The sequence below is a fragment of the Pseudomonas sp. TE3911 genome, assembly GCF_054062775.1.
In genome coordinates, this window is the sequence record NZ_JBSSFP010000001.1 from 3,218,931 (window position 1) to 3,232,045 (window position 13,115).

Below are 13,115 nucleotides of genomic sequence, written 5' to 3' on the forward strand. Positions count from 1 at the left end.
GTTATTTGCGCCCCTTGTTGCGCATGGCTTCCCACTGATCGTCCGACCAGCCCTGCATGGCACGGGCAGTCGGGCCGCCAACGCCCTGCATCCAGCGTCCGCCATCGATCACGATCATTTCACCGGTAATGTACCCAGAGCCATCACAGGCAAGGTAGCTGTACAGATCAGCCAATTCCTGATGCTCACCAAAACGCCGTAGCGGCACACTCAGGTCTTGCGGTTCCACTTGAGAGCCTTGCGGGTAGAGCTGCTCCCAGGCGCCCGGAGTCGGAAACAACCCAGGCGCCACACAGTTCAAGCGAATGCCTTTAGGGCCCCACTCCACTGCCAGGCTGCGGGTCATCGCCAGCACGCCGGCCTTGGCCGCGGCGCTGGGGGCGGTGAATGCCGAACCGGTCATGGTCGGCGTTGACACCGTACTGATGACATTGCCCGGCCGGCCTTCAGAGATCCAGCGCTTACCTGCGGCGATAGCGCAATAGAAGCTGCCATGCAGCACGATATCCAGCACCGCATCGACCGCCCGAGACGAAAGGGTTTCGGTGCGCGCGATAAAATTCGCCGCTGCGTTGCACAACAAAACGTCCAGGGGACCGTCCCGCCAGATAGTTTCCATCATCGTTTCGACCGATTCGGCGTCGCGTACATCGACCTGCACCGCGCTGGCGCGAACCCCTGGCATGGCCTCGCGGAACTCGTCCAGCGTCGCGTTCAGGACCTCAAGGCGACGCCCGGCGATCACCAGTTCGGCCCCCAGCTCCAGGTAACGTCTACCGATGCTTTTACCCAACCCTGTGCCGCCACCGGTGATCAGGATTTTCTTTCCGGCCAACAAATCACTTGCATACATGGCATCAGTTCCCGCTAAAGGTCGGTGGGCGTTTTTCCATAAAGGCCGCAACGGCCTCCAGGTGATCCTGGGTCTGGCGGGTCAAGGGGTTAAGATCGACTTCCCGGCGCCAGGCCGCGCTGATGGTGTTATTGCCGTTGACCAGGCTTGCCTTGAGCAGCGCGAGGGTGACGGGCGGAAGTTGTGCCAGCTGAGAGGCACGCGACACCGCCAGGGCCAATGCTTCACCGGGCTCGGCGACTTGATTGAACAGGCCGATACGCCCAGCCTCAACGCCATCAAAGGCAGCGCCACTGAGCATCAATTCCCGCGCCTTACCACCGCCCACTTTTTGCGGCAGGGTCCACAGCAAACCGGTATCCGGCAGCAAGCCGACCTTGACGAAGGCGCAGGAAAGCTTCGAAGCAGAGCTGCCGATGGCCAAATCGCATGCAGCCGCCAGCGAGACCCCGGCGCCCATGCAATTGCCTTCGACGGCGGCAACCACAGGTTTGCTTCCCGTGAAGATCATGCGAAACAGGCGCGTGCCGATGGCGATCCGTTCCCGCATGGCGAGCAGCGACGGGTCTACAGAGGTCATCTCCGACAGGTCCCCCCCGGCACAGAAATGACCACCAGCGCCGGTCAGCACGATGGCCCGACTCTCGCTGTCTTCGTTAAACAGCGTATGGAAGGTGTCCAGTAGCGCCAGACGCATCTTCATCGAGAACGCATTCCTGCGGTCCGGGCAGTTCATCGTGACCACAGCCACCGCGCCTTCGCGGTGCACCTGGACGATGTCGTTGTGTTCGCTCATCGGTATCTCCCTACTGGCCGGTGAAGACAGGCGCGCGTTTCTCGATAAAGGCGTTGGCGGCCTCCAGATGGTCTTTGGATTGGCGCAGCAATGGCTGAAAGTCGATTTCGGCACGCAATGCGGCGTCCATGTCATCGGCACCGAAGGTCAGTGCGGCCTTGAGCAGCGCCATGCCCAAAGGCGGTTGTTTGGCCAGCTCCTTGGCATAGGCCATGGCCGCCGCCAAGGCTTGCCCAGGCTCAACCAGCTGATTGACCAAGCCAATGCGCGCCGCTTCGACGCCATCGATTTCGCGCGCCAGGGACAGCAGTTCGCGCGCTTTGCTCATACCGATTTTTTTTGGCAGCGTCCAAAGAATGCCAGTGTCGGGAATCAACCCGATGCGCAGGAATGCCGCGCAGAAACGCGCCGAAGAGGACGCCACGATGTAGTCGGTTGCCACGGCCAGCGACAGGCCAGCGCCGAACGCAATGCCCTCTACCGCACAAATCACCGGTTTCGGGCCGCCCAGCATGTGGCGCACGACCTGGCAGGATTCATCGAGTATTTCCCGGCTTTGCAACACGGTGCGCTGGACCATCTCGGAAATATCGGCACCCGCACTGAACTGGCCGTCGGCGCCCGTCAGCACGATGACCCGCGAATCCTGGTCGGCCACCAATAGGTGATGGAGGGTGTCGCGCAGGGTCAAGCGCATCTGCCGCCCCAGTGCATTGCGTCGCTGCGGGTTAGCAATGGTCAGGATTGCGATTTCACCGTCGCGAGTGACCTGGATACGCTCGTCCGCATGTTTCAGGTTAAAGGCATTCATGTCTGCTGCTCCTTAGTTGCCGACGAAAACCGCGGGGCGTTTTTCCATGAAGGCTTTGGTCGCCTCGACGTGGTCCTGGCTGCGACGCAAAATCGGTTGCAGATTGACTTCGGTTTCGATCGCTTCATCCAGTGAATCGATACCGTTGGCTAATGCAGTCTTCAGGTGCGCAATGGCCAGCGGCGGCATCAGCGCATACTCATGGGCAACCTTCAGCGCGGCGGCCAACGCCGTCCCCGGCTCGACCTGTTGATTGGCAAAGCCGATGCGAGCAGCCTCTTTCCCATTGAATTCCTGGGTGGTCAGCACTAATTCTCGAGCCTTTGCGGCGCCCACACGCTGGCTCAATGACCAGAACAAACCCGTATCCGGCATCAGCCCCACCTTGAGGAATGCGCAGGCGAAGCGGGCATTGGATGCGCAGACCACATAGTCGCTGGCCGCTGCCAGCGACACCCCAGCGCCCATGGCAACGCCTTCGACGGCAGCGACTATGGCTTTGGGGCCTTCGACCATTAGCTTGAAAATGTCCAGAGGCAATTGGTTACGTTCGCGGTATTCCAGAACGGTGCGCGCCTGCATCTCGGAAATATCGCCACCTGCGCAGAAAGTACCAGCGGCACCTGTTAGAACAATGGCCCGGCACGGATCGCGGTGCATCAGTTGATTCAGACGTTTAAGCAGGGCTTGGCGCATCCTCAACGAGAACGCGTTGCGCCGCTTGGGGTAGTTGAGGGTAACGATAGCCACCGCGCCTTGATGCTCGATGTAAACGATGTCATCCGAAGCCACGTGCTCAGAAGTGCTCATAGTGTGTCCGCCGTACCAAGAATGAGGGTCGCCTGGCTGGACAGAACACCGCCGTTACCATGGGCAATCGCCAGTTTCGCCTGCGGGACTTGTCTCGCATCGCACAGCCCCATCAGCTGCTGCGTGGCTTCGACCATGGTGAACAGCCCGTACATCCCGGGGTGCACACAGGAAAGACCGCCGCCATTGGTGTTGACTGCCAGATGGCCACCGGGGGCTATGCCTCCATTGGCGACAAAGTTGCCGCCCTCGCCCTTCGGACAAAAACCCAGGTCTTCGAGAAACAGGATCGGGTTGATGGTGAACGCGTCGTACAACATCACCACATCAACATCAGCAGGCCCTACGCCGGCCATGGTGTAGGCGCGCTGTCCAGACTCGCGCGCCGCCGTCACGGTGAGGTCGGCCATGGAAGCGATTTCGCGGTGGCTGGTGGCCGAACCCGCGCCCAACAGGTAGGCCGGTTTGCTGGCCAAATCACGTGCACGATCGGCACGGACCATGACCACTGCGGCAGCACCATCGGTCACCAGGCAGCAATCGCGTACGCTCAATGGGTCGGACACCATCCGGGCACCGAGCACATCGTCAATGTTCAGATCATCACGCATGTAGGCCTCAGGGTTGAGCTGCGCCCATTTACGGGCCGCCACCGCCACCTCAGCCAAATGCTCGCGGGTGGTGCCGTACTGGTGCATATGGCGAGCGGCTGCCATGGCATAAGACGAGACTGGATTCATCGGACGGTAAGGCGCTTCCCACGGCGAGGGCCGTGAGGACTGGATCAGTTTCCCGGAGGCGCTTTTCTGGTTACTGCCATAGGCGATTAACGCTACGTCAATCTGCCCGGTCGCCAGGGCCATCGCCGCCGTATGAGCATAAATCTGGAACGCAGAACCGCCGGTACGGTTGTTGTCGGTAAACGTCGGGTGAATACCCAGGTATTCGGCAAAGGTCAGTCCAGACAACATGTCATCCGGCACACACACAAACAGTCCATCGACGTCAGCCGGGGTTAATCCCACCTGGGCCAGTGCCTTGACGCTCGCACTGGCGGCAAGGTCCATGGAAGAAAGGCCGGGCGCTTCACCGATACCGTAAGTGGCAGCGGCAACAATTGCCGTACGCCCACGCAAGTTGTAATCCATAGGGTCCTGCCTTGTTGTTATGGCTGCAGGTAAATAGAAAGACACTGGCTCTTTGAAGCGATGCCCGTTAAACCGGTTCGAAAATCAGCACCGCCACATCACTGGCGTCACGCACGATACGGGCTTGAACGTTTTGCCCGATCTGCACGGCCTCAGGCGCGATCCCTTCGACGCGGCTCATCATGCGCACGCCTTCAGCGAGGTCGATCAGGGCTACGTTGTAATGAGGTGTCGGAGGGCGCTGACGAACGACGGTGGTGGAATACACCACGCCACGGCCGCTGGCCGGGACCCATTCAAGGTCAGTGCGCCCGGATCCCGGCTCGGCAACACGCGGGTAGAACACGAAAGCACCGCTCTGCCGACTGCGCTGCAGCATGAATCGCCCCTCGCAGAGGTGGCGCTGGTAATCAGACTCAGGGAGCAAGGCATCCATGGGTTTTACCTTCGTATATTCGCAGAAAATAAGTTGTTTTTATGAACGTCATTCCGAATAGTAAACGCCGTTCTTCTGCAACGTCAAGCATGCTGCATCTATTGCGTACTCACAAGACATACATAATACCGAACGGTATTTTCATATTTTTTGCCTGATCCCCCCTCAAATATCTCCCCTGCAGATTTTTTGAAAGCCTCCAAGACGCGCCAGCCACCCGGAAAATCTCGGATATACAGGGTTCTCAGCCCTCTGCGAGGGTCCATCCCCTGCATTCAGCTTAAATGCGCTTGACACAAAACCTGAACGACGTTTACTTTTACGAACGACGTTCAGAAACATGGATGCCGGCTTCTGACAGCGTTGCATTGGCCGACCCCGTTGGTAGGTTCGAGCCGCCGCCGTAACCAGTGTGTTTGGGGAGTAAGCATAACCGTGACGTACGAACTGACCGATGATCAGCGTGAAATTCAGGATCTGGTCCGCCGGGTAGCGAGGGACAAGGTTGCCCCACGTGCCGACGCTATCGACCGCACCGGTGAATATCCTCACGATATGTTCGCCCTTCTCAAAGAGCTTGGATTGTTTGCCCTGCCATTCCCCGAGGAATACGGCGGCACCAACAGCTTGTTGTCTGCGTGTATCGCCGTCGAAGAGCTGGGTCGGGTTTGCTACAACACCGGCTATCTGTTGGTGGTTCAGTGGACGCCGTTCGGCGCGATCCTGGGCGGCGGGACTGAAGAACAGAAGCAGCGATTGTTGCCGGGCCTGGCGTCGGGTGATTTACGCGGCGCGCTGTCATTGACCGAGCCGCAGAGTGGTTCTGACGTTTCCGGAATCAAGACCACAGCGCGCAGAACCGAAGGCGGTTATGTGCTCAATGGTGCAAAAATCTGGTGCACCAACTCGCACATCGCGGATTTCATCCTCGTGGCGGCCAAAACCGTGGCCGAAGACGGCACCGCGCTGGGGATCAACCTGTTCATTGTCGACCGTACAACACCAGGCCTGACCATTGGCGCCCCCGAACACAAGATGGGGGCACGCGGCATTCCGGCCTGCCCGCTGTTTTTCGATGATGCCTTCATCACCGATGACAACCGCCTCGGCCCCGAAGGCGGCGAAGGATTCAAAGTCGCCATGGAAGCGCTGAATACCAGCCGCCCGTTGATTGCCGCGAGGGCTGTGGGCCTGGCCCAGGGCGCCACCGATCACGCCATCGACTACATCCAGAACCGGGTGGCGTTCAAACAGAAAATCAGCGATTTCCAGGGCATTCGCTGGATGGTTGCCGACATGGTGACCCAGACCGAAGCCGCCCGCCAATTGGTGTACCGCACCGCCTCAATGGTTGACGCCGGTATCAGCGGGAGGGCTCTCGCGCCAATGGCGGCCATGGCAAAAATGTTCGCCTCGGACGTCGCCATGAAAGTCGCGACCGATGCCGTGCAGCTATTCGGTGCCGCCGGTATTTCCAATGAGTACCCGATCAACCGCTATTTCCGTGACGCCAAGGTGATCCAGATCATTGAGGGCACCAACCAGATCCAGCGAAACATTATCGCCGACAGCGTATTGGGCCGAGTGGCCCGGCGCGACGCCTCATGACTTCAGCGCGCGGTGACCTGTCACTCGCACTCACCAACAAAAACGAGAAAGGACAAAACCATGGAGCAGATTGAGACCGTAGGCCTGGGCATCCATTGGGAAGATCTGCCTGTCGGGAGGAAATTCCAGACCGTTGGGCGCACCGTGACCGAAACCGATGTCGTCAACTTCGTTTCCGTGACAGGCATGCTCGAAGTGTTGTTCACCAACATTGAGTTTCTCAAGGAACAATCTGCGATCAAAGGCCGCGTTGCACCCGGCGCACTGGTCTTTACCTTCGCGGAGGGGCTGCTGACTCAAGCCACCATGCAAGGGGTTGGTTTTGCCTTCCTAAACATGGAACTGGACATCAAGGCACCGGTGTTCGTCGGCGATACCATTCACGTCGAATGTGAGGTCATCGAGTGCCGCGAAAGCGCCAATCGCCCTGGGCTCGGTCTGGTACGCACGCGTAACCGGATCATCAAGCAAGATGGCACGCTGGTGCAGGTCTACACCCCGCTGCGCCTGGTCAAAGGCAAAGACTATAAGGGTAATTGACCATGGCCCAGCAGGAATTGGAGAAACCGACCGGCCCCCTCGCTGGTCTGCGGGTCATTGATTTGTCGATCAACGTCCTCGGCCCGGTGGCGACCCAGATCCTCGGTGATATGGGCGCTGACATTATCAAGATCGAACCGCCCTCCGGAGACCAGAACCGGCAGAATGGCCCAGGCAAAAACCCGGACATGGCGGTGTTTTACCTGATCATGAACCGCAACAAGCGCAGCGTGGTGCTCGACCTCAAGCAGGCCGAGTGCATGGAGGCACTGCTCAAGCTGGTAGAGACCGCCGATGTGGTGGTGCACAGCATGCGTCCCAGTGCTGCCAAGCGCTTGGGTATTTGCTACGAAAAGATCCGCGAGCGAAACCCGAAGATTATCTACGCCTTCGCTCCGGGTTATCGCGGCGACGGTCCGTACAAGGACATGCCGGCATTCGACGATGTCATTCAGGGCGAAAGCGGTTTGGCCGCGATCAACCGGGGGCTCGACGGCCAACCTCGCTACTTCCCGACGGTCATCGTCGACAAGTTCTGCGGTTATGTCCTGGCCTCCTCAATCAGCATGGCATTGCTGCACCGCGAGCGCACCGGAGAAGGTCAGCAGGTGCTGGTGCCCATGCTCGAAACCATGCTGCAGTTCAATCTGTTCGAGCACCTGTGGGAAGGTGCGTTGGGCTCATCCAACGGTGAAGGTCTGGGCTACACGCGGATGTTTTCAACCCACCGCAAACCCTACGCCACCCTGGACGGGCACATCTGCCTGCTGGCGGTCAACGACGAGCAATGGCGACGGGTGCTCAAGGCCATCGGCAGGCCCGAGCTATTGGAAGACCCGCGCTTCTGCCGCATGAGCGAACGCATGCTCAATATCAACGAACTCTACGGAATTCTCGGTGAGGCCATTGCCACCAAATGCTCTGCCGACTGGGAAAAAATCTTCGCCGAAGCCGATGTGCCTCACGGCCAGGTGCGCGAGCTGAACGATTTGATGAAGGACGAATACCTCAAGGAGACCGGGTTCTTCCAACACGTGGAGCACCCCACTGAGGGAGAACTGGTGATGACCTCCATCCCTGTTCAGTTCTCGGCGTCCCCCGGCAATGTCCGTTATCTCCCCCCGAATCTGGGTGAGCACAGCCTGGAAATTCTGGCCGAGGTCGGTTACAGCGCTGAGACGGCAACCCGACTGTCGCAAAGCAAGACGAAAAAAGCCGCTACGGCGAGCAGTACGGCCGCCCAGCCCATGCCCTTGGCTGCGGCCGAGTCTCCAAAACAATAAATGCCCTTGGGGCCAGTCCGCGAATCGACTGTTAGAAAAAGGTATTGAGCATGAAAGGATTGAAAGACAAGGTCGTATTGGTCACGGGCGGTGCCGGCGGAATCGGCGCCGCCATCTGCCGCCGCTTCGCCGAAGCCGGTTCGACCGTCGCCGTGTTCGACCTCAATAGCGACGCCATGCAAGAGCTGACCAGCGGCCTTGAGGCCTCGGGTGTGCGCGCGCGCGGCTACAAGGTCGATATCACCGATCACGACGCTGTGAACGCGGCCGTTGCCAGGGTTGAGGATGAGCTCGGGCCCATTGATGTGCTGGTCAATAACGCCGGTTGGGACATTGGGGCGTTTTTCCTGCAAACCGAAAAACCGTTTTGGGACAAGGTCGTTGCGATCAACCTTTACGGTCCGCTGAACATGCACCACGCCGTACTCAAGCGCATGAGCGCACGCGGTACCGGGCGCGTGGTGAATATTTCCTCGGACGCCGGTCGGGTCGGATCTTCGATGGAGGCGGTCTACTCGTTCTGCAAAGGCGGCCTGATCGCGTTCAGCAAAACCATGGCCCGTGAAATGTCGCGCCAGCAGATTCCCGTCAATGTCGTGTGCCCAGGCCCGACCGAAACCGCGCTGCTGGACAACCTGGCCCAAGGCGAAAAAGGCGAAAAAATCAAAGCGGGCCTGGTCAGGGCCGTTCCGTTCGGTCGCATGGGGCAACCCGACGACGTGGCAGGCATGGTGCTGTTTCTGTCCAGCGACGATGCCGCGTTTATCACCGGCCAGGTCATCAGTGTGTCTGGTGGCTTGACGATGGTCGGCTAAGCCCACTCATTTCATTCAGGAACTGCCCATGGAATTCAAAGACATTCTCTACACCGAAGACAACGGCATCGCGACCATCACGATCAACCGTCCGCAGGTGTACAACGCCTTTACCGCCAACACCTGTGAGGAATTGATCCAGGCGTTCAGCAAGGCTGGCTACAGCAAAGACATTGGCGTGGTCGTGTTGACCGGCGCCGGTGACAAGGCGTTCTGTACTGGCAGTGATCAATCCGGTGGTCGCCATGCGGGTCGCGGCGTGGTCGGCCTGCCCATCGAAGAGCTGCAAAGCATCATTCGCGACATCCCGAAACCGGTCATTGCCCGCGTCAACGGTTATGCCATCGGCGGCGGTAACGTACTGGTCACGCTCTGTGACCTGGCCATCGCAGCCGACAGCGCGCAACTGGGCCAAGTCGGGCCTAAAGTCGGCTCGGTCGACCCCGGCTTTGGTACCGCCCTGCTCGCCCGACTGGCAGGTGACAAGCGCGCTCGAGAAATCTGGTACCTGTGCCGCCGTTATTCCGCCAAGCAAGCGCTGGACTGGGGGCTGGTCAACGCCGTCGTGCCATTCGACCAGCTCGACGCGGAGGTGAAGAAGTGGTGCGACGAAATCCTGATGATGAGCCCGACCGCCATCGCCTTGGCCAAGCGCTCGTTCAACATGGACAACGAAAACATCCGTGGGATTGGTGCATTCGCCATGCAGGCGTTGGCCATGTACTACGAAACAGAAGAGTCCAAGGAAGGCGGCAACGCGTTTCGCGAGAAGCGCAAACCGGAGTTTCGCAAGTACGTGAAATAGCCCCGGGCGGCAGTCTTGGCTTCAGCGGGCTGCCTTCTCCTTGAGTACGATCAGGAATAACAAGAATGGCAACGTTATCGAGCCAAGGGGCAAGGCGCTCCAGGGTGGTTCTGTTTTGGGCGGCGTTGGGTGCGGTTTTTCTGGCCACCCAGCTGTATGTGTATGGCGCCTGGATCACCTCAGCTGACTTTCGCCCGACGTTGCGTGGCGGCGACCCAATACCCGAGTACTCCCGAATGGCGATGACGGTGTACGAGACCCTTAACCTGGTGACACTGGCCTTCGTTCTACCCTGGTTCTTCAATGGACTGCGCCGGGGCAGGGAAATCGACAGCACCCGCTTGATGATGATTGGCTGGCTGTCCGCCTACTGGCTGGATCCCTTCCTGAACTTCTTGCGCCCCATGTTTACTTACAACGCCTATGCGCTGAATTATGGTTGCTGGTGCGAGTTCATTCCAGGCTGGCAATCAGTCAACGGATCGAGGATCGCCGAGCCGCTGCTGATTGACGGCCCATCCTATTTTTATGCGTTTACCGGCACCGCGCTGATTGGCTTGTCCTTCATGAAAAAGGCCAAGGCGCGCTGGCCTGGGGTTGGTAACGCCGGCCTGACGCTGGCGGGATTCGTTGGGGTCTGGGTGTCGATGGGGCTTCTGGATGTGGTCGCGACCCGTTACTTGCACTTCGATGCCTGGCCGATCGCATTTCAAGGCCTGTCATTCTGGGGCGGGCGCTTTTATCAGTTTCCTGTTTACGAGTTCCTGCTGTTTCCTTCGACCTTCATTGCCTGCGCGTTCCTGCTGCTGCATGCCGACAGCAACGGCAGGACCGCCATCGAACGCGGCGTTGACACATTGGGTATTTCCCGAGGCACACGCACCCTGTTGCGCATACTGGCCTATATCGCTTTTTGCAACCTGTTGAACCTCACCTACACCTCAGCCATGGGGGTACACGCGTTGTATGCCGACCCATGGCCCACAGACATGCCAAGTTGGCTGAGCAACGAGCAGCCAAAATAAGAGCATAAGTCCTCGTCCCTTATCGGATGATTGACAGCCGCCTGTTCCACGACTGGCGGCTTTTTTCATCCTCATGCGCAAAGGCTCATACGACTGCAGCTATCCAGGGCCCAATAGTGTTTATGTCTGATTCCTCAAAAATAACAACAAGGAGAACACGATGGCTTCACGTCAAACGACTCACTGGCTGATCACTGGCGTTTCCAGTGGCTTCGGCCGAATACTCGCTCAAGCCGCGCTGGCGCGTGGCGATTGCGTGGTCGGAACCCTGCGGCGCACTTCGCAGATCAGCGAATTCGAAGCCTTGGCGCCAGGCCGTGCCCATGGTGTCCAACTCGATGTCACCGACGCTGAGCGCATCGCTCCAGTGATTGCTGAATCCCTCGCGGCGCTGGGGCATATCGACATCCTGGTCAACAACGCCGGCTATGGCTTGTTCGGCGCCATCGAAGAAGCCACGGATCAAGAGCTGCAACAGGTGATGGACACCAACTTCACCGGTCCGCTGCGTCTGATTCAAGCCGTCCTGCCACATATGCGCGCCCGTAAACAGGGGCACATCATCAATTTCTCCTCGCTTGCGGGGATGATTGGCATGCCGGGCGTCGGCCTCTATTGCTCGGCGAAATTCGCGCTTGAAGGCATGAGCGAGTCGCTGGCGGGAGAGCTTGCGCCGTTCGGTATCCAGGTCACGCTGATCGAGCCGGGAGGCTTTCGTACCAACTTCGCCAGCAGCTCGCTGGCGATTGTGGCCAACCCCATTGCGGCCTATGACGCGACACCGGCCGGGCAGACACGCAAACACATCACCGGCTACGCCGGCCATGAGCCTGGTGACCCAGTCAAAGGCATGCAGGCGATTCTGGACATGCTTGACGCACCCAAGGCGCCGCTACGGCTGGTGTTGGGCGCCAATGCAGTCGCAGCGATCCGCGCAAAGCTAATCCAGGTCAGCGCCGAGATCGACAGCTGGGAACGCATCTCTGTCGCCACCGCCTTTGACTGACCATCGCCGGCATGAACTACGACGCGATTCAAGACATGGACGATTGAGTCGCTGAACTGCGCCGTAATGATCACTACCTCATGAGTGCCAGCGGCACGTCAGCGCAACAACTCCAACGTGCCATGAGTCAGTGCAGCATCGCCAAAACGCGCCGCATAGGCGGTATTGACCGACTCGCTTTGAAAGCGGGTTTCATTTATCAGGAACACGAACAACCCCCAGGCAATTTCGCGGCGATAACACTCCAGCGCGTCTTCAAAAGCCGGCACGTCTATCCCTTCCTCGGTCAGGCATTTCAAGTAGTGTTGAAGCAGAGGCAGTTCCCATTCGCGGCGATCGACGATGTCCAACGCGCAGATCAGGTGGTAAGTCACGTCAGCAAACCACGGCGCCCGGTTGATTTGCATATCGAGAAAACCCGGCGTCCCCAGAGGATCTTCGTACAGATTGCCCAGGTGAGTATCGCCGTGACTGAGGGTCGGCGGATGAGCCTCGTGCAGTCGTGCCAGCTCATCAAAGGCATGGCGCATCCACTCCAGGTCATGCAGGCGCGTCGACACTGCGGCACCACGGGGCGATTCAATGTAGCCACGCCAGACCTCGGGCTGCAGATAACGCTCGGCGTACATCAGCGTGTCACCGGTCATGCGTGGTTCGACCCACGCCATGGGCGCGCCCGCCTGGAAATCCGAGTGATCCCACCATTGGGCATGATAGCGGGCCATCGCCTGCAGACGTCTTTTGACCTGGTCGGGACGTTGTGGCAGCAGCGCATTGCAAAATCGTACGCCGGCCAGATTCAGGTCCTCCATCAATATGATGGACTGGTGGCTCGCAGGGTCCTCATCGCTCTGCGCGAAAAAACACCGGGGCGTGTTCATGGCGACCCGAGGCAGTACCTCACGGTAGGTGCGCGTTTCCTTGGCATACATGAACCCCATGGACGCGCTGTGTGCTTCGAACCCACCTTTAACAATCATGCGCCGTGGCAACCCGGCCAGCTCACCCACCGCGTTGTAGCGCAATTCAACCCGGATCTTGGTCGAGGTGCCGAGCAGGACATCGACGACCCTGACCTCTCGCACCTCGACCCCGGGCCAATTCAAGGCCAGCGCCTCGCTCAACCATTGTGCGGTGATGCCTTCGATCGTCAGTGGAAGCCGCATGCTGCTACCTCAA

Annotated in this window: 14 protein-coding genes; 7 read left to right on the forward strand and 7 right to left on the reverse strand. The window is 59.2% G+C overall.

Going from position 1 to position 13,115, the window contains the following annotated elements:
* Nucleotide 1: 1 nt before the first annotated feature.
* From ACVWXD_RS14420 to ACVWXD_RS14445, 6 genes are all read right to left on the reverse strand, one after another.
* Nucleotides 2-853, reverse strand: coding sequence for an SDR family oxidoreductase (locus ACVWXD_RS14420; RefSeq protein ID WP_183702113.1), 852 nt, complete (start codon nt 851-853; stop codon nt 2-4).
* Between the two features lie 4 nt (nt 854-857).
* A complete protein-coding gene (locus ACVWXD_RS14425) occupies nt 858-1,649 on the reverse strand; it encodes an enoyl-CoA hydratase-related protein (protein WP_183702116.1) in 792 nt (263 codons plus the stop codon).
* A 10-nt stretch (nt 1,650-1,659) separates the two neighbouring features.
* Entirely contained in the window at nt 1,660-2,460 is an 801-nt protein-coding gene (locus ACVWXD_RS14430; RefSeq protein WP_183702119.1) for an enoyl-CoA hydratase-related protein, read from the reverse strand.
* Nucleotides 2,461-2,472: 12 nt separating this feature from the next.
* Nucleotides 2,473-3,270, reverse strand: coding sequence for an enoyl-CoA hydratase/isomerase family protein (locus ACVWXD_RS14435; RefSeq protein WP_183702122.1), 798 nt, complete (start codon nt 3,268-3,270; stop codon nt 2,473-2,475).
* Complete coding sequence (locus ACVWXD_RS14440; RefSeq protein ID WP_183702125.1) at nt 3,267-4,418, reverse strand: thiolase; 1,152 nt, start codon at nt 4,416-4,418, stop codon at nt 3,267-3,269. The genes ACVWXD_RS14435 and ACVWXD_RS14440 overlap by 4 nt, the downstream gene beginning before the upstream one ends.
* A gap of 67 nt (nt 4,419-4,485) precedes the next feature.
* The gene (locus tag ACVWXD_RS14445; RefSeq protein WP_183702128.1) at nt 4,486-4,854 is read right to left on the reverse strand and encodes a Zn-ribbon domain-containing OB-fold protein; all 369 of its coding nucleotides are present in this window, start codon (nt 4,852-4,854) and stop codon (nt 4,486-4,488) included.
* Between the two features lie 435 nt (nt 4,855-5,289).
* Between ACVWXD_RS14445 and ACVWXD_RS14450 the strand changes: the two genes are divergently transcribed.
* The 7 genes from ACVWXD_RS14450 to ACVWXD_RS14480 all read left to right on the forward strand — a co-directional run bounded on the left by ACVWXD_RS14450 (nt 5,290) and on the right by ACVWXD_RS14480 (nt 11,936).
* Nucleotides 5,290-6,462 (forward strand): acyl-CoA dehydrogenase family protein, encoded by a 1,173-nt coding sequence (locus ACVWXD_RS14450; RefSeq protein ID WP_183702131.1) that lies wholly within the window; start codon nt 5,290-5,292, stop codon nt 6,460-6,462.
* Nucleotides 6,463-6,522: 60 nt separating this feature from the next.
* Nucleotides 6,523-7,002 carry a MaoC family dehydratase gene (locus tag ACVWXD_RS14455; protein ID WP_053136292.1) on the forward strand — a complete coding sequence of 160 codons (480 nt, stop codon included), beginning with the start codon at nt 6,523-6,525 and terminating at the stop codon, nt 7,000-7,002.
* Nucleotides 7,003-7,004: 2 nt separating this feature from the next.
* Nucleotides 7,005-8,285: a CoA transferase gene (locus ACVWXD_RS14460; protein WP_221214852.1), complete on the forward strand. Its 1,281-nt coding sequence runs from the start codon at nt 7,005-7,007 to the stop codon at nt 8,283-8,285.
* 50 nt (nt 8,286-8,335) lie between these two features.
* Entirely contained in the window at nt 8,336-9,100 is a 765-nt protein-coding gene (locus tag ACVWXD_RS14465) for a glucose 1-dehydrogenase (protein ID WP_183702137.1), read from the forward strand.
* A gap of 28 nt (nt 9,101-9,128) precedes the next feature.
* Nucleotides 9,129-9,905 carry an enoyl-CoA hydratase-related protein gene (locus tag ACVWXD_RS14470; protein WP_183702139.1) on the forward strand — a complete coding sequence of 259 codons (777 nt, stop codon included), beginning with the start codon at nt 9,129-9,131 and terminating at the stop codon, nt 9,903-9,905.
* A 104-nt stretch (nt 9,906-10,009) separates the two neighbouring features.
* Nucleotides 10,010-10,930, forward strand: coding sequence for a spirocyclase AveC family protein (locus tag ACVWXD_RS14475; protein WP_457371136.1), 921 nt, complete (start codon nt 10,010-10,012; stop codon nt 10,928-10,930).
* A 160-nt stretch (nt 10,931-11,090) separates the two neighbouring features.
* Nucleotides 11,091-11,936: an oxidoreductase gene (locus tag ACVWXD_RS14480; RefSeq protein ID WP_183702145.1), complete on the forward strand. Its 846-nt coding sequence runs from the start codon at nt 11,091-11,093 to the stop codon at nt 11,934-11,936.
* Between the two features lie 98 nt (nt 11,937-12,034).
* On the opposite strand, the gene ACVWXD_RS14485 is transcribed toward ACVWXD_RS14480, so the two are convergent.
* Complete coding sequence (locus ACVWXD_RS14485; protein WP_183702148.1) at nt 12,035-13,102, reverse strand: hypothetical protein; 1,068 nt, start codon at nt 13,100-13,102, stop codon at nt 12,035-12,037.
* Nucleotides 13,103-13,115 lie beyond the last annotated feature (13 nt).